The sequence below is a fragment of the Azospirillum sp. Sh1 genome (assembly GCF_008365135.1).
GTDB lineage: Bacteria > Pseudomonadota > Alphaproteobacteria > Azospirillales > Azospirillaceae > Azospirillum > Azospirillum oryzae.
Map to the genome: position 1 here is coordinate 55,587 of NZ_VTTK01000034.1, position 17,847 is coordinate 73,433.

The 17,847-nt window shown below is 68.0% G+C and carries 18 protein-coding genes and 2 tRNA genes; 10 read left to right on the plus strand and 10 right to left on the minus strand.

The genetic code is table 11. The features are described from left to right. Positions 1 to 99 precede the first annotated feature (99 nt). Entirely contained in the window at positions 100 to 729 is a 630-nt protein-coding gene (locus tag FZ029_RS25865) for a hypothetical protein (protein ID WP_149272551.1), read from the minus strand. Between the two features lie 652 nt (positions 730 to 1,381). On the opposite strand from FZ029_RS25865, the gene FZ029_RS25870 reads away from it, so the two are divergent. From FZ029_RS25870 to FZ029_RS25900, 7 genes are all read left to right on the plus strand, one after another. Next, positions 1,382 to 2,179 carry an ABC transporter ATP-binding protein gene (locus FZ029_RS25870; protein ID WP_149272567.1) on the plus strand — a complete coding sequence of 266 codons (798 nt, stop codon included), beginning with the start codon at positions 1,382 to 1,384 and terminating at the stop codon, positions 2,177 to 2,179. Continuing rightward, positions 2,172 to 3,035, plus strand: a complete 864-nt coding sequence (locus FZ029_RS25875) for an ABC transporter permease (RefSeq protein ID WP_149272552.1) — start codon at positions 2,172 to 2,174, stop codon at positions 3,033 to 3,035. Before FZ029_RS25870 ends, FZ029_RS25875 begins: the two co-directional genes overlap by 8 nt. 8 nt (positions 3,036 to 3,043) lie before the next feature. After that, on the plus strand, positions 3,044 to 4,180 hold the full coding sequence (locus tag FZ029_RS25880) for an ABC transporter permease (protein WP_247892505.1): 1,137 nt from the start codon (positions 3,044 to 3,046) through the stop codon (positions 4,178 to 4,180). A gap of 60 nt (positions 4,181 to 4,240) precedes the next feature. Continuing rightward, positions 4,241 to 4,573 carry a hypothetical protein gene (locus FZ029_RS25885; protein ID WP_149272554.1) on the plus strand — a complete coding sequence of 111 codons (333 nt, stop codon included), beginning with the start codon at positions 4,241 to 4,243 and terminating at the stop codon, positions 4,571 to 4,573. Positions 4,574 to 4,748: 175 nt separating this feature from the next. After that, positions 4,749 to 5,522: an ABC transporter ATP-binding protein gene (locus tag FZ029_RS25890; RefSeq protein WP_136705154.1), complete on the plus strand. Its 774-nt coding sequence runs from the start codon at positions 4,749 to 4,751 to the stop codon at positions 5,520 to 5,522. Next, positions 5,515 to 6,339 (plus strand): ABC transporter permease, encoded by an 825-nt coding sequence (locus FZ029_RS25895; protein WP_149272555.1) that lies wholly within the window; start codon positions 5,515 to 5,517, stop codon positions 6,337 to 6,339. Before FZ029_RS25890 ends, FZ029_RS25895 begins: the two co-directional genes overlap by 8 nt. A 48-nt stretch (positions 6,340 to 6,387) precedes the next feature. Then, positions 6,388 to 7,425, plus strand: a complete 1,038-nt coding sequence (locus tag FZ029_RS25900) for an ABC transporter substrate-binding protein (RefSeq protein WP_149272556.1) — start codon at positions 6,388 to 6,390, stop codon at positions 7,423 to 7,425. 61 nt (positions 7,426 to 7,486) lie between these two features. On the opposite strand, the gene FZ029_RS25905 is transcribed toward FZ029_RS25900, so the two are convergent. The 6 genes from FZ029_RS25905 to FZ029_RS33155 all read right to left on the minus strand — a co-directional run bounded on the left by FZ029_RS25905 (position 7,487) and on the right by FZ029_RS33155 (position 13,354). Further along, complete coding sequence (locus FZ029_RS25905) at positions 7,487 to 8,200, minus strand: ABC transporter ATP-binding protein (protein WP_149272557.1); 714 nt, start codon at positions 8,198 to 8,200, stop codon at positions 7,487 to 7,489. Further along, positions 8,197 to 8,940: an ABC transporter ATP-binding protein gene (locus FZ029_RS25910; protein WP_149272558.1), complete on the minus strand. Its 744-nt coding sequence runs from the start codon at positions 8,938 to 8,940 to the stop codon at positions 8,197 to 8,199. The genes FZ029_RS25905 and FZ029_RS25910 overlap by 4 nt, the downstream gene beginning before the upstream one ends. Continuing rightward, on the minus strand, positions 8,937 to 10,769 hold the full coding sequence (locus FZ029_RS25915; RefSeq protein ID WP_149272559.1) for an ABC transporter permease: 1,833 nt from the start codon (positions 10,767 to 10,769) through the stop codon (positions 8,937 to 8,939). The genes FZ029_RS25910 and FZ029_RS25915 overlap by 4 nt, the downstream gene beginning before the upstream one ends. A 168-nt stretch (positions 10,770 to 10,937) precedes the next feature. Further along, positions 10,938 to 12,221 carry an ABC transporter substrate-binding protein gene (locus FZ029_RS25925; RefSeq protein WP_149272560.1) on the minus strand — a complete coding sequence of 428 codons (1,284 nt, stop codon included), beginning with the start codon at positions 12,219 to 12,221 and terminating at the stop codon, positions 10,938 to 10,940. Between the two features lie 150 nt (positions 12,222 to 12,371). Continuing rightward, positions 12,372 to 12,812: a MarR family transcriptional regulator gene (locus FZ029_RS25930; protein WP_149197566.1), complete on the minus strand. Its 441-nt coding sequence runs from the start codon at positions 12,810 to 12,812 to the stop codon at positions 12,372 to 12,374. A 368-nt stretch (positions 12,813 to 13,180) separates the two neighbouring features. Further along, entirely contained in the window at positions 13,181 to 13,354 is a 174-nt protein-coding gene (locus tag FZ029_RS33155; RefSeq protein ID WP_188052056.1) for a hypothetical protein, read from the minus strand. Between the two features lie 417 nt (positions 13,355 to 13,771). On the opposite strand from FZ029_RS33155, the gene FZ029_RS25935 reads away from it, so the two are divergent. Together FZ029_RS25935 and FZ029_RS25940 are read left to right on the plus strand one after the other, a co-directional pair. Beyond that, positions 13,772 to 15,040, plus strand: a complete 1,269-nt coding sequence (locus tag FZ029_RS25935; protein WP_149272561.1) for an outer membrane beta-barrel protein — start codon at positions 13,772 to 13,774, stop codon at positions 15,038 to 15,040. A 374-nt stretch (positions 15,041 to 15,414) separates the two neighbouring features. After that, positions 15,415 to 15,996 carry a polysaccharide biosynthesis/export family protein gene (locus tag FZ029_RS25940; RefSeq protein WP_149197564.1) on the plus strand — a complete coding sequence of 194 codons (582 nt, stop codon included), beginning with the start codon at positions 15,415 to 15,417 and terminating at the stop codon, positions 15,994 to 15,996. A gap of 104 nt (positions 15,997 to 16,100) precedes the next feature. Here FZ029_RS25940 and FZ029_RS25945 read toward each other — a convergent pair whose 3' ends face one another. The 3 genes from FZ029_RS25945 to rlmB form a co-directional block, all read right to left on the minus strand. Then, the gene (locus FZ029_RS25945; protein WP_149272562.1) at positions 16,101 to 16,364 is read right to left on the minus strand and encodes a hypothetical protein; all 264 of its coding nucleotides are present in this window, start codon (positions 16,362 to 16,364) and stop codon (positions 16,101 to 16,103) included. A gap of 180 nt (positions 16,365 to 16,544) precedes the next feature. Beyond that, positions 16,545 to 16,620: transfer RNA gene (locus tag FZ029_RS25950), tRNA-Thr, on the minus strand. 83 nt (positions 16,621 to 16,703) lie between these two features. Next, positions 16,704 to 17,630, minus strand: coding sequence for a 23S rRNA (guanosine(2251)-2'-O)-methyltransferase RlmB (rlmB, locus tag FZ029_RS25955; protein WP_149272563.1), 927 nt, complete (start codon positions 17,628 to 17,630; stop codon positions 16,704 to 16,706). Between the two features lie 149 nt (positions 17,631 to 17,779). On the opposite strand from rlmB, the gene FZ029_RS25960 reads away from it, so the two are divergent. Beyond that, a tRNA-Tyr gene (locus tag FZ029_RS25960) sits at positions 17,780 to 17,847 on the plus strand.

A 17,847-nucleotide genomic window follows, 5' to 3' on the forward strand; every position in this document is an offset into this window, starting at 1 on the left:
ACAGCGTCGTGCGTTTGATATGAAACGCACGACGCTGTGGCTTTATGGTTGGCGATCGGATTCACGCTCCAAATCGATTCCGATTTTACGCGCTCCGATCTAGCGGCTGTGAGCGCGAAGCTCCGCCGCCAGGGCGGCCAGCAGGGTCTGCCCGCCCGACAGGGTCAGGCCGCGCACCAGCACGATCGCCTTGCGCCCGGCGCGCCGGTGCATGACCAGCCGCACGTTGCGGCTGCCCGCTGCCTTCAACTCCGCCTTCACCGCATCGTTGGGCGCGACGTTGCCGGCGACGAGAGTCATCTCCGCCTTGTGGCCGTAATCGTGTGCCGGGTCGATCCAGGCGACGAACAGCGGTTTTCCGCCCACCATCGGGTAGAGCGCCAGATCGCGTATCGTCTCGTGCGGATGGATGCGTGAACCGTCCACCGTCAGCCCGCGTGCCGTTACGCCCAGCCGCACGGCCCGGCACCGGACCGTCTCGGTCAGCATCACCACCCACAGCAGCAGCACCGGAACCGCGCAGAAGACCGCCAGCCATTGCAGCATGCGGGCCAGTTCGTCGGGCGCCAGACCGGCCCCGGCGATGAAGCCGGTCGCCAGCAGTCCCGCGATCAGCAGATAGCGCGTGCGGATCACCGGAGTCAGCACCGGCGTCGCCACGAACACGGCACCGGCCGCGCCGTCCTCGCGCGTGATCTCAAGGCTGGGGGGCGGCTTGGCGGTGGGCATGTCTTGAGGGTGTTGCGAAGAAGGGGCGTGATCCTGTTCCGGCATGGTGCCGTCCGTCCAGTTCTTTCGCCCATTCCCCTTCGATACACTGTCCGCACCCGCGGAGCGTGTCGGGCGGGGGAGCCTTCGCCCGCGCCTTGAAAATGGCGGGGGGCGTGGTAATCTCCGGGGTCAGGAGGTGACGCGAGGCGCTTTCCTGAATGGCGAGACCGGTTTCCCGGCCCCGCCATTGCTGGCTTACCTGTTCTGGTCCGCGTTGAAGCCCGCTTCGAACTCGAACTTCAACTTGAACCAGAAGCGGCCAAGCCACTTCAGGAATTTTCTCACTCGCGTCACCTCCTTTCGGTTGCCCTTCACGCATGACGCGTGTCCGGCGGCGCGAGAATACAGAGCATGCGCCCGCATGCCAATTGCACATCCTTTGAAATTTGCAGTTTGGCTGCGTCTTGACGCATCCGTCCAGGACGGTTGGACTTCTGCAACCCTGGTGCCGCAACCGGGGCGGTGATAGCTTGCCGACAGGATGATTTCCGGCCGATACGATAGGATCGGTCCCCAAAATCCGCGTTGTGAAGGACCGCCGCCCGTGACCTTCCCAAATCCGCCCGATGTCCGGGAGGCGACCGCTGCCCGGCAAGGCTCCGACCCGGTCATGTCGCCGGCAGCATCGTCGGTGGTTGTCGAGGCGCGCAAACTTTCGCTGGTCTATCCCACCACGGACAAGCCGGTCACGGCGCTGAGCGAGGTCGATTTGACCATCGCCCGGGGCGATTTCGTTTCTCTGATCGGTCCCAGCGGGTGCGGCAAGACCACCTTGTTGCGGGTGATCGCCGATCTGGAACGTCCGACCTCCGGTCATGTCGCCATCGAAGGCATGACACCGGAACAGGCGCGGCTGAAGCGGCTCTACGGCTATGTCTTCCAGGCTCCCGCGCTCTACCCCTGGCGGACGGTGGAGCGCAACGTCATGCTGCCGCTGGAGATCATGGGGCTTCCCAAGGCCGAACGTCAGAAGCGCGCCCGCGAACAGTTGGAGCGCGTCGGTCTGTCGGGGTTCGAGCGCAAGTTCCCCTGGCAGCTGTCCGGCGGCATGCAGCAGCGGGTGTCCATCGCCCGCGCGCTGGCCCTGCAGCCCGACCTGCTGCTGATGGACGAGCCGTTTGGCGCGCTGGACGAGATCACGCGCGACCATCTGAACCTGCATCTGACCCAGCTGTGGCGGGCGACCGGCAAGACCTGCGTCTTCGTTACCCATTCCATCGCCGAGGCGGTGTTCCTCTCCACCCGCATCGTGGTGATGAGCCCGCGGCCCGGCCGCATCCTCGACGTCATCGACTGCGATTCGCTGCCGCGTGAGCGCACGCTGGACATCCGCGAGTCGCCGGAATTCGCCGCCATCGCTCACCGCGTGCGCGAGGGGCTGAAGGAAGGGCACAGCTACGATGACTAAGCGCGCGCTTCCCGTGACGGTGATGACGCTGCTCCTGCTGGCGGCTTGGTACATCGGGGCGGCGTGGCTGAACTGGCCGCAGGCGGCAGAAGCGCTGGCCCGTGCCGGCAGGACTGCCGGTTTCGGTGACGTGCTGGCCCAGGCCTATGCGATGAAGCGGCCGATCCTGCCCACCCCCGATCAGGTGGTGGTGGAGCTGTGGAATTCCCTGACCGGCTATGCGCCGACCAGCCCGCGCAACCTGCTGTTCCACACCTGGGTGACGACGGAGGCGGCGCTGACCGGGCTGGCGATGGGGCTGGTTCTGGGCATCCTGCTGGCCGCCGGGATCGTCTACACCCGCACGCTGGAAGCCAGCCTGCTGCCCTGGGTGATCGCATCGCAGACCATCCCGATCCTGGCCATCGCGCCGATGATCGTCGTCATTCTCGGCAACATCGGGCTGACCGGGCTGCTGCCGAAGGCGGTGATCTGCATGTATCTGTGCTTTTTCCCGATCACCGTGGGCATGGTGAAGGGGCTGCGCTCCGCCGATCCGCTGTGGCTCGATCTGATGCGGACCTATTCGGCGAGCGGGATGCGCGCTTTCTGGTCGTTGCGGCTTCCGGCGTCCATGCCCTTCCTGTTCGCCAGCCTCAAGGTGTCGGTCGCCATCAGCGTGGTCGGCGCCATCGTCGGCGAGTTGCCGACCGGTGGGCAGGCCGGGCTGGGGGCGCGGCTGCTGTCGGGGTCCTATTATGGGCAAACGGTGCAAATCTGGGCGGCGCTGATCATGGCCTCGCTGCTGTCGGTGGCGTTGATCGGGGTGGTGCGCGGGCTGGAGCTGGTCCTGCTGGGCCGGGCGGGCGCGCGATGAGCGAGGCTATGACGAACCCCTACCGCACCAGCCTGCGCAGCGCCGCCGATTGGGGGCTGGTCGCCGTGGCCCTGCCGGCGCTGGCGGCGCTGGTCCTGCCGTTGGGCAGCCAGGACGGTGCGCCGGTCGGCTGGTTTGGCGGAACCATGGCGCCGCTGTTCCTGATCGGCGTGGTTCTGGCGGTGATTGCCGGCCGGTCGGCGCCGAAGCGGGTCTGGGGAGCCTGGGCGGAACTGGCCGGCGTCGCGCTGGCCTGGCTCCTGCCGTTTCACTTGCTGAAAGAGGGAATGGACCTGTCGGCCGGCTGGGGGCTGTGGCTGTTCCTGGTGGCGGCGACCTTGCTTCTGTGGCGGGTGATGGGGGTGCTGGCCGGGGTGCCGGGCTGGACGCGCTCCGTCGTCGTGCCCGGTCTGTTCGGTCTGGGCCTGCTGGTGGGGTGGGAGGTGCTGGTGCGCGGTTTTCAGGTGCCGGCGATCCTGTTGCCGCCGCCCAGCCGTATCGCCGCGGCACTGGCGGCCAACGCGCCGGTGCTGTGGGACGATTTCCGCCAGACTGTGCTGACCTCCGTCCTGCGCGGCTATGTGATGGGCTGCGGCGCCGGCTTCCTCGTGGCAATCCTTGCCGACCGGGTGCCGTTTCTTGCCCGCGGATTGCTGCCGCTCGGCAATCTCGCCAGCGCCATTCCCGTCGTCGGCATCGCGCCGATCATGGTGATGTGGTTCGGATTCGACTGGCAGTCGAAGGCGGCGGTCATCGTCGTGATGACCTTCTTCCCGATGCTGATCAACACGCTGGCCGGACTCGGCAATTCGGAGCGCATCCAGTTGGACCTGATGCGGTCGTACGGCGCCGGCTATGGCCGGACACTGGTGAAGCTGCGGCTACCCAATGCGCTGCCCTTCCTGTTCAACGGGTTGAAGATCAACTCCACCCTGGCGCTGATCGGCGCCATTGTCGCCGAATTCTTCGGCACGCCGGTGGTCGGCATGGGATTCCGCATCTCCACCGAGGTGGCGCGGATGAACCTGGACATCGTGTGGGCGACCATTGCGGTGGCGGCGCTGACCGGCTCCGGCCTCTATGGCGCGCTGGCACTGTTGGAGCGGCTGACCACGGCGTGGCACCCGTCGATGCGGCGGCGCTGAGTACCTCTGGCACGGCCGTTGCTTTCATCTTCGCCATTCCAGCCGGCAGGGGAGGTGGACATGGCCGTCGTCGTCGTTCTGAAGCATGTCCGCCTGACGCGGGCGCTCCTGGCCATCGAAATGGCCGCGGCGTCGCTGGACGGCGAGCTTGCCGCCCTGAATGCTGCCGGTCAGGCGGGATTGTTGGGCAACCATGCCGAGGAAGCCACGCTTCTGCGCACCTATGTCCGCACCTTGCGCGTCCTGTTGCAGGCGATGACCCCCGACGAACTGGACGAAGCCGGCTTGAGCGAGCGTCATGGTCTGGCGGAGGCCGCCGTCGGCCGTTGTGCCACCGCCTTGCGGGCACTGGAACTGCCGGCCGGTTCCGGCCCCGTCAGCGGCATCGCCTGACGAACCCTGTCGCGAAGCCGACAGCGCCTTGACGCCTTCCGGCCACTACCATACTGCCGTATGGCTGGAATGCGGAAAGCCTTTCCCCTCTCCAGAGGAGGAACGCCGCGCTATAGTGGCGGGCCCAACGAACAGTCGGACCCCGCCGACAAGGGCGCGGGCATAAAAGGGCGCGATGAGGCTTCTCGTTTCCGATCTGACCCACCGCTATGACGATCTGACCGTCCTGGACGGCATCGACCTGACGCTGGCGGAGGGCGAAATCCTGGCCGTGATCGGCCCCAGCGGCTGCGGAAAGTCGACGCTTCTCGGCATCGCCGGCGGCATCGTCGCCCCGACCTCCGGCAGCATCCGGGTGGAGGGGGAGGTGCCGGACGGCTGCCTGAACCCGATCACCTTCATCTTCCAGGATTTCGCCCTGCTGCCCTGGCGCACGGTGGAGGACAACATCGCCCTGGTGCTGGAGCATCACAGGCTCTCCACCGCGGAGCGGCGCGAGCGCGTCGACAGCGGCCTGCGCCGTATGGGGCTGTCGGAGTTCCGCAACGCCCTGCCCAAACAGCTGTCTGGCGGCATGCGCCAGCGCGTCGGCATCGCCCGCGCGCTGGCGGTCCGCCCGGCGATGCTGTTGCTGGACGAACCGCTGTCGGCGCTGGACGCCCAGACGCGCGAACTGCTGATGGATGATTTCCTGGAGCTGTGGCGGCGGGAGAAGACCACCGCCCTCTACGTCACCCACAATCTGGACGAGGCGCTGCGGCTGGCCGACCGGGTCTGCGTGCTGAGCCGCCGCCCCGGCCGCATCCGCGAACTGGTCACCATCGAGGAACCGCGGGAACGCCGGCAGGAGCCGTCGGCGCAGGCCCATCTGGCCGAGGTGCGCGACCGCCTGTGGCACCTGATGAAGGCCGAAGCCCAGATGGCCGACCGGGAGATCGCCCGTGCCTGACAGCCTGAACCCTAATGTCGCTCCCACCGCCGCCATCGGCGAGCCGGTTCGCTTCCGTGGCGGCGGTTTTACCGTAAAACGCCATTCCTGGGCGGCGCTGGCCGCCTTCGCCCTGCTGATCGCGGTTTGGGAAGGGGCGAGCCGCCTCGGCCTCGCCAGCCCGCTGTTCCTGCCGCCGCCGAGCGCCGTCGGCCATGCGCTGGCCGGCATGGTGACGGACGGCTCGCTCTGGCTGAACCTGAAGGCGTCGCTGGCGCGAATCGCCGTCGGCTGGGTGATGGGCACGGCGGGCGGGATGCTGGTCGGTTTTGCAATGGGCATCTTCTCCACCGCCCGCGCGGTGGGCGTGCCGCTGGTGTCGGCCTTCTTCCCGATCCCGAAGATCGCGCTGCTGCCGCTGTTCATCCTGTGGTTCGGCATCGGCGAGCCGTCGAAATTCGCAACCATCGGCTTCGGTGTCTTCTTCCCCACCGTCATCGCCACCTACAGCGCCATCGACCAGGTGCCGCGCAACCTGATCCGCATGGCGCAGAGCTTCGGACTGCCCTGGCGGTCGATCCTGCGCTCCATCGTGTTGCCGGGGGCCTTGCCCGGCATCCTGGCCGGCTTCCGCATCACTGCGTCCATTGCGCTGATCCTGGTGGTGGCGGCCGAGATGATCGGGGCGGAATACGGCATCGGCGCCTTCGTGCTGATGGCCGGCAACCTGATGCAGACCGACACGCTGCTGGCCGGCGTGCTGGTGCTGTCACTGCTGGGCCTCGCCATCGGCACCGTGCTGTCGCAGCTTGAACGGCGCCTGCTGAACTGGCGCTGACCGCCTCATTCCAAGAAACCTGAACCATCATCGGGAGGATTTCCGTCCATGACCGCCGCCACGACCGTTGCCCGCTTCACCCGGCGCGCCGTGCTCGCCACAGCCGGCGCAGCGTTTGCCGCCGGCACCCTGATGTCCGCCGCGCTGGCGCAGCCGCTGGAGAAGGCGACGGTCGGTGCGCTGGCGCTGTCCTCCTCCGGGCCGATCTTCATCGCCAAGGCAAAGGGCTATTTCGAGAAGGAAGGGCTGGACGTCGAGCTGAAGATGTTCACCTCGGCCCAGCAGGTCCCGGTCGCGGTAACCTCGGGCGACGTCGATTTCGGCGTCACCGGACTGACCGCCGGCTTCTACAACCTCGCCTCCAAGGGGGCGGTCACCATCATCGCCGCGCAGAGCCGCGACGAGCCGGGCTTCCCGCTCAGCGCCTACCTCGCGACCAACGCCGCCTATGACGCCGGGCTGAAGACGCCGGCCGACCTGAAGGGCAAGCGGATCGCCATCACCACCGTCGGCTCGACCTTCCATTACATGATCGGCCTGCTGGCGCAGAAGCACGGCTTCACGGTCAAGGACGTGACCATGGTGCCGCTGCAGGACGTGCCGAAGATGGTCGCCGCCTTCAAGGGCGGGCAGGTCGACGCCATCATCGCGCCGTCCACCGTGTCGCGGCAGCTGGCGACCGACGGCGCCGGCAAGATCCTGGGCTGGGTCGGCGACGAGACGCCGTGGCAGCTCGGCGCCCTGTTCACCGCGCCGAAGACGATGAAGGACCGCCGCCCGCTGGTGGAGAAGTTCGTCCGCGCCTACAAGACGGCGCTGGCCGAATACCACGCCGCCTTCAACGGCAAGGACGCCTCGGGCGCTCTGGTGAAGGGGCCCGGCTATGACGAGCTGTTGGGCATCATCGCCGACGCCACCAAGCAGAAGCCGGAGATCGTCGCCGCCGGCCTGCCCTATGTCGACCCGCAGGCCCGCCTGCTGGTGGATGACGTGGTCAATCAGGTGAAGTTCTGGCAGTCCGAAGGACAGGTCGACAAGTCGCTGGACCCGAAGTCGGTGATGGACCTCAGCGTCGCGGGGAAGTAAGGGCGGATTGCCTTTCCTGCCGGCACAAGCCCTCTCCCCGGGGGGGAGAGGGGGGATTAGGTCACACCGCCAGATACGCCGCCCTCACCCCGTCATCCGCCGTCAACTCCGTCATCGTGCCGGTCCAGCGCAGGCGGCCGGTCTCGATGACGCAGGCGCGGTCGGCGACGGCGGAGGCGAAGGACAGGCTCTGTTCGGACAGCAGGACCGACAACCCCTCCGCCTTCAGGCGCCGCACTGCGTCGGCCATCTGCCTGACGATCAGCGGCGCCAGTCCTTCCGACGGTTCGTCCAGCAGCAGCAGCGACGGGTTGCCCATCAGTGTGCGTGCCAGCGTCAGCATCTGCTGCTCGCCGCCGCTCATCCGGGTGCCGCGGCGGTCGCGCATCTCCGCAAGGTTGGGGAACAGCGCGAACAGCTTCTCCGGTGTCCAGGCGGGCGCGCCGGGGCGGGGCGGCTGGCGGCCGACTTCCAGATTCTCCTCCACCGTCAGGTCGGCGAAGATGCGGCGGTCCTCCGGCACATAGCCGACGCCGAGCCGGGCGATGCGGTGGGCGGGCAGGGCGGACAGGTCGCGGCCCTCGAATCGCAGGATCGCCGCACGCCGCTCCACCAGCCCCATGATCGCCTTCAGCGTGGTGGTCTTGCCGGCGCCGTTGCGGCCCATCAGCGCCACCACCTCGCCACGGCCGACGGTCAGGGCGATGCCGTCGAGGATGTGGGCGCGGCCGTACCAGGCCTGGAGACCGTCCACCGTCAGCAGGGGTTCGCTCATGCCTCGCCTCCCAGATAGACGGACTGCACGCGGGGATCGGCGCGCACCTGATCCGGCGAGCCTTCCGCGATCAGCCGGCCGCGGTCGAGCACCAGCACGCGGGTGGCGTGGCCGAAGACGGCGTCCATGTCATGCTCTGTGAACAGCACGGCGAGGCCGCGCTCGCGCACCAGCTCCGCCGTCAACGCCATCAGGGCGAGGCGTTCGGCCGGGGCCATGCCGGCGGTCGGCTCGTCCATCAGCAGCACGGTCGGCTCGCTCGCCAGCGCCATTGCCAGCTCGACCCGCTTGACGTCGCCATAGGCCAGCACGCCGCAGGGGCGGTCGGCCTGGGCGGCCATGCCGACGCGGTCCAGCAGGTCCAGCGCCGGCTCGCGGAACTGGGCGGCGGCCGGGCGCCACAGCCCGAACAGCCGGCGGGCACGCGACAGCAGCACCATCTGCACATTCTCCGCCACCGTCATCGAGGCGAAGGTCGCGGTGATCTGGAAGGTGCGGCCGACGCCCAGCGCCCAGATGCGCCGCGACGGCAGACCGACCAGTTCCGTCCCGTCCAGCCTGACCGAGCCCGAGTCGGGCCGCAGTTGGCCGTTCAGCAGATTGAAGCAGGTGCTCTTGCCCGCTCCGTTCGGGCCGATCAGCGCCAGCAGGTCGCCGGAGCGCAGGGTGAAGGACACGCCGCCCACCGCCTGCACCCCGCCGAAAGAGCGTTGCAGGTCTCGTACCACCATCTCGCTCATGTCCGCCTCCTGAAGCTGGTCAGGAAGCCGACGATGCCCTTGGGGAAGACCAGCACCAGCGCGACGATGATGAGACCCAGCACCAGCCGCCACCAGTCGGTCATGCTCATCACCTCCGACTCCAGCAGGTGGAAGACCGCGGCGCCGGCAAGCGGCCCGGCGACGGTCTGGATGCCGCCCATCAGCACCATCACCAATGCATCGACCGACTGCGGCACCGCCAGCAGGGTGGGGAAGACGCTGCCCTTGGCGAAGGCGTAGAGGCCGCCGGCCAGACCCGCCGCTGCGCCGGCCAGCACGAAGGCCATCCACTGGAAGCGGCGCACGTCGATGCCCACCGATTCGGCGCGCAGCCCCGAGTCGCGCCCGGCCCGCAGCGCATAGCCGAAGGGGGCGAAGGCCGCCCGGCGCAGCAGCCACAACGCTCCGCCGCATAGCGCCAGCGTCAGCCAGTAATAGGCCGCCTTGCCCGCCGCCCAGGCCGACGGCCAGACGCCGAGGATGCCGTTGTCGCCGCCGGTCACCGCATACCATTGGAAGGCGATGGACCAGACGATCTGGGCGAAGGCCAGCGTCAGCATGGCGAAATATAGCCCCGACCGCCGCACGCAGAACCAGCCCGCCACCAGCGCCCCCAGCCCGGCCAGCACCGGCGCGCCGGCCAGCGCCAGCGGCATCGGCGCGTCCATGTGCTTGACGAGCAGGGCCGAGCCGTAGGCGCCCAGCCCGAACCACGCCGCATGGCCGAAGGACACCAGCCCGCCCAGCCCGATCAGCAGATGCAGGCTCGCGGCGAACAGGGCGAGGATGACGACTTCGGTCAATAGGATCAGCGCGTAATCGCCGGCGACCAGCGGTGCCGCCGCCATCACCGCCAGCAGCGCCAGCGCCCAAATCCCGGCATGGCGTTCGGCCGACAGCGGCACGGTCACCGTGGCGGGTGCGGTCGGCGGCATTTCCTCCGCCCGGCCGAGCAGGCCATGCGGGCGCAGCACCAGCACCACCGCCATGAACAGGAAGACGATCACCAGCGTGATCTGCGGGAAGACCAGGATGCCGAAGGCCTGCAACTGCCCGATCAGCAGCGAGGCCAGGAAGGCGCCGGTCAGGCTGCCCATGCCGCCGACCACGACGACGACGAAGGCCTCCACAACGATGGCAACGTCCATCTGCAGGGTCACCGCCTCGCGCGGGACCTGCAGCGCGCCGCCGAGCCCGGCCAGCGCGCAGCCCAGGAACAGCACGCCGGTGAACAGCCGCGCCGGATCGACGCCCAGGGCGCTGGTCATCTCGCGGTCCTGCGTCGCTGCGCGCACCAGCGTGCCCCAGCGGGTGCGGTTGAACAGCAGCCACAGCAATCCCAGCACCACCGGCCCGAGGCCGATCAGCACGAGGTCGTAGAGCGGGAAGGGCTGGTCGAGGATGTCGATGGAACCCTTCAACCCCGGCGCCCGGCGGCCCAGCAGATCCTCCGGCCCCCAGGCCCAGGCGGTCAGGTCCTGCACCACCAGCACGACGCCGAAGGTGCCCAGCAACTGGAACAGCTCCGGCGAGCGGTAGAGCCGGCGCAACAGGCCGATCTCCATGGCGGCGCCGAGGACGCCCATCGCCAGCGCCGCGGCGGCGACCGATCCCCAGAAGCCGGCCGGCGTGCCGCCGAACCGCTCGATCAGCGACCAGCCGGCATAGGCGCCGACCATGTAGAAGGAGCCATGCGCGAAATTCACGATCCGCGTCACGCCGAACACGATGGTCAGCCCCGACGACACCAGGAACAGCGTCGCCGCGGTCGCGAGCCCGCTGAGGGCCTGGACGAGGAGGAAGGACATGGAGGGGTCACTTCAGTGCGGACTCTTGCCCCCACCCCAACCCTCCCCCACCTTTGGTGGGAGAGGGAGTCAGTCGCAGAGCGGCGGCAGTCCCCTCTCCCACCAAAGGTGGGGGAGGGTTAGGGAGGGGGCAATCGAAGCAGGTGGGCGCAATCGAAACCCGGCGCCTTACTCCGCCGGCCGCATCTTGCGCGCCACGTCGTCGGGCGGCAGGTAGTTGGCGCCGTCGGCGTAGCGCCAGTCCTTCATGGTGCCGCGGCCATCCTTCACCGTCGTGGTGCCGACATAGGTGCCCATCGTCGCCTGATGGTCGGAGGCGCGGAAGGTCACCGGGCCGACCGGGCTGTCGATGGTCAGGCCGGCCAGCGCATCGACGATCGGCTCCGCATTGGCGGACCCGGCCTTGGTGATCGCGGCGGCGACCGCCTTCATGGTGGTGTAGCCGACGATGGAGCCCGCCTTGGGCGATTCCTTGAAACGCGCGGTGTAGGCGGCGACGAAGGCCTTGTGGGCGGGCGTGTCGATCTGGTCCCAGGGATAGCCGGTGACGATCCAGCCTTCCGGCGCCTCGTCCTTCATCGGCTCCAGATATTCCGGCTCGCCGGTCAGCAGGCTGACGACCTTGCGGTTGCGGAACAGGCCGCGCCCCTCGCCCTCGCGCACGAACTTGGCGAGATCGGCGCCGAAGGTGACGTTGAAGATCGCGTCGGGCTTGGCTGCGGCCAGCGCTTGCACGGTCGGGCCGGCCTCCAGCTTGCCCTGGGCCGGCCACTGCTCGGCCACGAACTCCACGTCCGGGCGCTTTTCCTTCAGCAGCTGCTTGAACCACGCCACCGCCGACTGGCCGTATTCGTAGTTGGGGGCGACGGTGGCCCAGCGCTTGGCCGGCAGCTTCGCCGCCTCTTCCACCAGCATGGCCGCCTGCATGTAGGTGCTGGGGCGCAGGCGGAAGGTGTAGCGGTTGCCCTTCGACCAGGTGATGGCGTCGGTCAGCGGCTCGGCCGCGACGAAGGGCACCTTGTTGCGCGCGGCGAAATCGGCGACGGCCAGACCGATGTGGGAGAAATAGGTGCCGGCCAGCACGTCCACCGCCTCGTTCGTCACCAGCTCCTGCGCGACGCGCACCGCGTCGTCGGGCTTGCCGGCGTCGTCGCGCGAGACGACCTGCAGCTCGCAGCAGCCGATCACGCCGCCCTGGGCGTTGATCTCCTCCAGCGCCAGCTGCCAGCCCTGGCGGTAGGGGATGGTGAAGGCGGGCAGCCCGGTGTAGCTGTTGATCTCGCCCACCCGCACCGGCGCACCGCTGAATTTCACCGGCTCCTTTGCGGATTGGGCGGCGGCGGGGCCCGTGGTCAGCACGGAGGCGGCAAGGGCAGCGGCAAGGGCGGCGAACAGAGCGGCCGAAAGAAGGGACTTCGCCGTCGGCGAGGCGGTCGGGTGGCGGTGCTTCATCCTGCGGGGACCCCGGTTCGTAAGAGACCAGCGGCGTGTCCGGGTCGCGGTGCGACGCAACACACCGCGTTCATAGCAAACCCCGCGCAAAAGTCACCGCCTGATCGGGGTTTTCCCGTTCGGCATTTCCCAGCCGGCAGGCGATGCCGCCTACATCAGGCGGGCCAGCAGGGCCATGAACTGCACCCGCTCTTCCTCCGACAGCGGTTCCAGCGTGCGTTCGTGGGCGGCGGCAGCGTTGGCCGTCAGGTCGACGACCAGCGCCTGGCCGATCCGCGTCAGGCGGACGCTGGTGCGGCGGCGGTCCTGCGGGTCGGGCTGGCGCTCGACCAGATTGCGCTCCACCAGCCGCAGGATCACGCCTTGCGTGGTCGCCGGATCCATGTAGGTCAGCCGGCCGAGCTGGTTCTGAGACAGCGGACCCTCGGCATACAGGGTGGCCAGGGCCGCCCATTGGGTGGGGGTCAGCAGCGAATCGCCGATCAGGTCGATGAAGATCGCCGACGCGCGCTGATGGGCGCGGCGTAGGCGGTGGTGAACCTGGCCGGCCAACTGGTAGTCGTCGGGAGGCAGTCGTCCGAAGTCGTCCATGGCAACGGGCCCGTGGTTCGCGCCCGCCTTCGGTCCGGGGCGAAGGCTGGGGCGGGCACGGACCGCCGCTCCCGGCTGCGTGGGCAGCGGTGGCCCGGCGTTTACCGCCTGTCGCCACCCGATGCATCCATTATGCGTTCCTCATGGAAAGGGTAGAAAACACAATGGCAGCAGTGCAACCTTCGCAGATGCGTCATAGAGCCACAGGAATGCAAACGTCACCGGCAGCGCAACAAAAGAAGCGGCGCAAGTTCGAAAACAAGGCAAGCGCCGCTTCTGCCGCAATTCGGGTGAAACCGATCACCGATTCATGATGCCGTCGCCAAGATTCGCTTCGGCGGACGCCGCTTCTCACCGCCTGTTCTTCGTCAGGGTTTCCGCTTGGGCGGATAGCTGTCGGGCGGGGCGGTCTTCTCGGCAGGACTGGCCGGGCCCTCGCCATCGGGGGGCGTCACCCCGCCCGGCGTGTAGGGCGGGGTGGTGGCGTCGGGCGGGCGCTTGGTCGAGGGCGGAGGCGGCGGCGTGTCGAGTCGGCGTGTCATACGGCACCTTTCCTGGTCAGGAATCGTCATGAACAACCCGGTGCGGGGCGGACGGTTCCAAGTAGGGGAGGGGCAGGGGCGGGGGAGCATCGCCAGTTCTGCCGACCGGTGGCTATGACCTTCATCTTACGACCATTTGAAAAAGAGACTGGAATCAAGCGAATCATTGCCACCGCCGGGCTTGTCTCATTGCCGACCTTTTGTTGCGGCCACACCACAGGACCCGGCAAAAGCGGCGGCGGCCGGGCTTCACTGTTGCGGAAGGAGCACGGTTTGTTGTGTCTTTGCCGAGGATGCGTCCGCATCGGTTTCCGCCGGAAGGCGGCGCCCGGACGAATCCCACCAAGGGGCCGGCCCCCGGCCCGATGAGCCGACCGAACCCAGAGCCGACCGAACCCAGCCAAGCGCGGTGACTCCATGAAGACCAGCACCCTTTCCCTCCTCGCCCTCGCTCTCGCCTCGACCGGGCTGACGTCGCTTCCCGCCGCCGCCCAGGACGACCTGCAGCGTGGCGAAACCGTGCTGGAGCGCCGCCGGCCGGAGCTGGAGCAGCTTGGCGTCCGCGCCGGCTCCTTCCTGTTCCTGCCGCGGGTGGAAGCCGGCGCCACCTATGAGACCAACGTCTACGCCACCCGCGACAACCATGAGGACGACGTCATCTGGACCGTCCGTCCGCGGATCGACATCAAGTCCGACTTCGCTGCCCATGCGCTGAATTTCTCCGCCTCGGCCGATACCGGCCGCTACAGCGACCATGCCGGCGAGAACTACACGGACTATGCCGCGCAGGCCGACGGGCGCTTCGACGTGAACAAGGGCGGTGCGCTGGACGGCCGGCTGTTCCACCGCCGCAACCACGAGGGCCGTGGCGACATCAACAGCCTGCAGGGCTATGCCGAGCCGGTGAAGTATTTCACCAGCGGCGGCGAGGCCGGCTATTCCCAGCGCTTCAACCGCCTGCGCGCCCGCGTGTCGGGGTCGGCCCAGTACATCTCCTATGACGACGTCGACCTGATCGGCGGCGGCGTCGCCCGCCAGGGCGACCGCGACCGCTGGGAATATGCGACGGTCGGCCGCGTCGGCTACGAATTCATCGAGGGCTATGAGGCCTTCGTCCAGGGCACCTATTCCTGGACCCGCCACAAGAACGACCGCGACGCCTTCGGCCTCGACCGCGATTCGGACGGGTATGAAGTGGTGGGCGGCGTTGCCAGCGAACTGACCGGCCTGGTCACCGGCGAGCTGTTCGCCGGCTACCTCGTCCGCAACTACAAGGACTCGCGGCTTGAAGATTTCAGCGGCCTGTCCTTCGGCGGGCGCCTGAACTGGGCGGTCACCCAGCTGACCGGCATCAGCGCCACCGCCAGCCGCCAGGTGCGCGAGACCTCGTCAAGCCCGGGCTTCGGCACCGCCTCCAGCTACACCCGCACCCTGTTCGCCTTGGGCGTCGATCACGAGCTGCTGCGCTCGCTGGTGCTGAACGCCCGGCTGCAGTACCGCCAGGACGACTTCAACGGAAACGACCGCAACGACAAGGTCTATACGGCCAGCATCGGCGGCACCTATCAGATGAACCGCTACCTGTATCTGACCAGCGGCTACACCTATGAAAAGCGCAACTCCAACCTGAGCGCGGCCGAATACAGCGACAACCTGATCTACCTGCGACTCGGCGCCCAGATGTAATCCAGGCTGTAATCCGCTGAATCCGGATCGTCCGTCCGGGAAAGTCTCGGCCAAAGGTCCTAAAGGTTTTTCTGAACAGGGCAGGGCGTCCGTCCTATGACGGGCGCCCTTTTCTTATGCCTGCTTTTGTAGCCGGGAGCGATGTATTGGAGAGATCCGAAGGCGGTAATTCCTCTCCACTTTTTCCCAAGCGCTTGCGAGTTGCTAGTCTCCACCCGAATTCAGGTGCGTGACCAAAGGGCGCCGCTGCAAGGCGGCCGGCGGATGGGCGGTTCCAAGGAGCCGTTCCATCGATCCGGGCCAACCGGGGACCGGTGATCAGGACCGGACCGGCGCTGCGGCAGGCATCCACCAGCCAGGGAAAGGGTTTAGGGATGAATCGACGTCATGTGTTCCGTGCGCTGGGCCAGGGGATCGGGTTGGCCGCGCTCGCCGTTGCCATGGTCGGCTGCGCCGGCAACGACGCGCCGATGGAGACCGCCGGCGCCGGTCAGATCGGCGAATACCATCTCGGCCCGGGCGACGCCTTGCGCGTCATCGTGTTCGGTGAGGAACAGCTGTCCGGCGAGTTCCGCGTGGACGGCACCGGCAAGGTCGCCATGCCGCTGATCGGCGAGGTCTCGGCCAAGGACCGCAGCACCCGCGACCTTGAAAAGGAAATCACCACCCGTCTCTCCGCCGGCTATGTGAAGGACCCGAAGGTCAGCGTCGAGGTGCTGAACCACCGGCCCTTCTTCATCCTGGGCGAGGTGCGCAACCCCGGCCAGTACCAGTATGTCAACGGCATGACGGCCCTGTCGGCCGTGGCGATGGCCGGCGGCTACACCTACCGCGCCAAGGAGGATTACGTCCTCATCACCCGCGGCGCCGATCCCAAGAAGGAAATCCGCAAGGCTCCGATCACCACCTCGGTGATGCCGGACGATGTCGTCCGCGTGCCGGAGCGCTATTTCTGAGCCTGGACTTCCGAGGGTCGATGGCGGGACGCCTGACAGCAAAAAGCCCGACCGGGATTCCCGGCCGGGCTTTTTGCCCTTCTGAACCTCCCGCAATCAGGCGGTCAGGTGTCGAGCGTATCGCCGCCCTTCTTCTGGCCCGGCGGGATGCGCTGGTCTTTGGGAACGATGGGATCGCGCGACGGGCCGTGCGGCGGCGTGGTGCCGGCCGCCTCGTCGTCGGTGCCGAGCGGAGCCGCAGCGGGATCGGTGGCCGGAACCTTGTCGCCGGTCAGCCCGCGGTCGATGTCCGCGCGCATCCGATGGGCCTCCGCGCTGGGAGTGGTGGGCGTATCACCGCCCGACTCGGGGCGCTGGGGCTTGGTCATGGCCGGTCTTTCGCACAAGCTGGTGTCAGGGGGCATTCGACTGCCTCCTCCAACCGTGCTGCCGTCCAAGGGTTCCGAGGTGACGATACCGTCAGTGGGCCATCGGAGCGGCCATGGCGCTTGAGCGAATGCCGCTCTGCCGGAACTGCAGCGCCGAGCCGGAACATCCCCAGTGCGCGGTGGTGCCGGATACAGGAATCGAACCCGTGACCTTCTGATTACAAATCAGCTGCTCTACCAGCTGAGCTAATCCGGCGCGCCCGTCGCTTGGCGGAGGCACACCTTAGCGCCCCTTTTCCGTGCAAACAAGCACTTGGCCGCGCCGGATCCACATCGCGGTCACTCGCGCAGACGGGCGACCTCGTACAGAGCCACCGCGGCGGCATTGGAAACGTTGAGACTGCCCACCGGACCGCCGGTCGGAAGGCGCGCGATGGCGTCGCAGCGCTCCATGGTCAGCCGCCGCAGCCCGCTGCCCTCCGCCCCCATCACCAGGACCGTCTTGCCCGTCAGATCCAGCTTCGCGAGAGTCGATTGCCCCGATTCGGCCAGCCCGACCGACCAGAAGCCGTTCTGCTGCAGGTCGGTCAGCGCGCGGGCGAGGTTGGTGACGCGAATCAGCGGCACCGCTTCCAGCGCGCCCGATGCACTCTTCGCCAGCACGCCTGTGGTTTCCGGCGCATGGCGTTCGGTCACCACCACGGCACGGGCGCCGAAGGCGGCGGCCGACCGCAGGATGGCGCCGACATTGTGCGGATCCGTCACTTGGTCGAGGGCAACGATGACCACCGATTTCTCGGACTCCAACTCGTTGCACAAATCCTCGATGCCCAGCTCGGGCAGGGGAGAGGCGTCGACGACAACGCCCTGGTGGACGGCGCCCGGCGGCAGCATCCGCTCAAGCTCCATGCGGTCCACCGGCGAGGCCTCCGGCCGCTGCAGACCCAACGCGCGCGCCTCCGCGAAGGCCGCCTCCAGCGCCGCCCGGCCCGAGTCGGTCGCCAGCAGCCGGTGGATGCGCCGCTCCGGGTTCGTCCAGGCAGCGGCGACCGGGTGCAAGCCATAGAGAAGGACGCCGCGCGCGACCGGCGGACGCCCACCCTTCGCCGGGCGCCGGCCGGCCCGACCGGAGTCGTCCGCCTGTTCCTGCCGCGGCGATGACCCGTGCTGCGCCTTGGCGCCCGAACGCTCGGCGTTTCGGTCGGAATAGCGGTCGGAAGAGCGGCTGGAAGCGGGGCCGGAGCCGGGATGTCTGGAGCGCGTCATGATACCCACGAAGAAGGGGAGGGGGCCGCAGCGGACTGCGGCCGAATTTTTTCTGGTGTGAACCGCTTAACCCGTGTTGACAAGGTCTGAAAAATTCGCATATTGCCGAACTCCGCGGCGGGCACTGCCAGGCCGCGGACTGGAAGGGTGGCCGAGTGGTTAAAGGCAGCAGACTGTAAATCTGCCCGCGTTAGCGTACGCTGGTTCGAATCCAGCC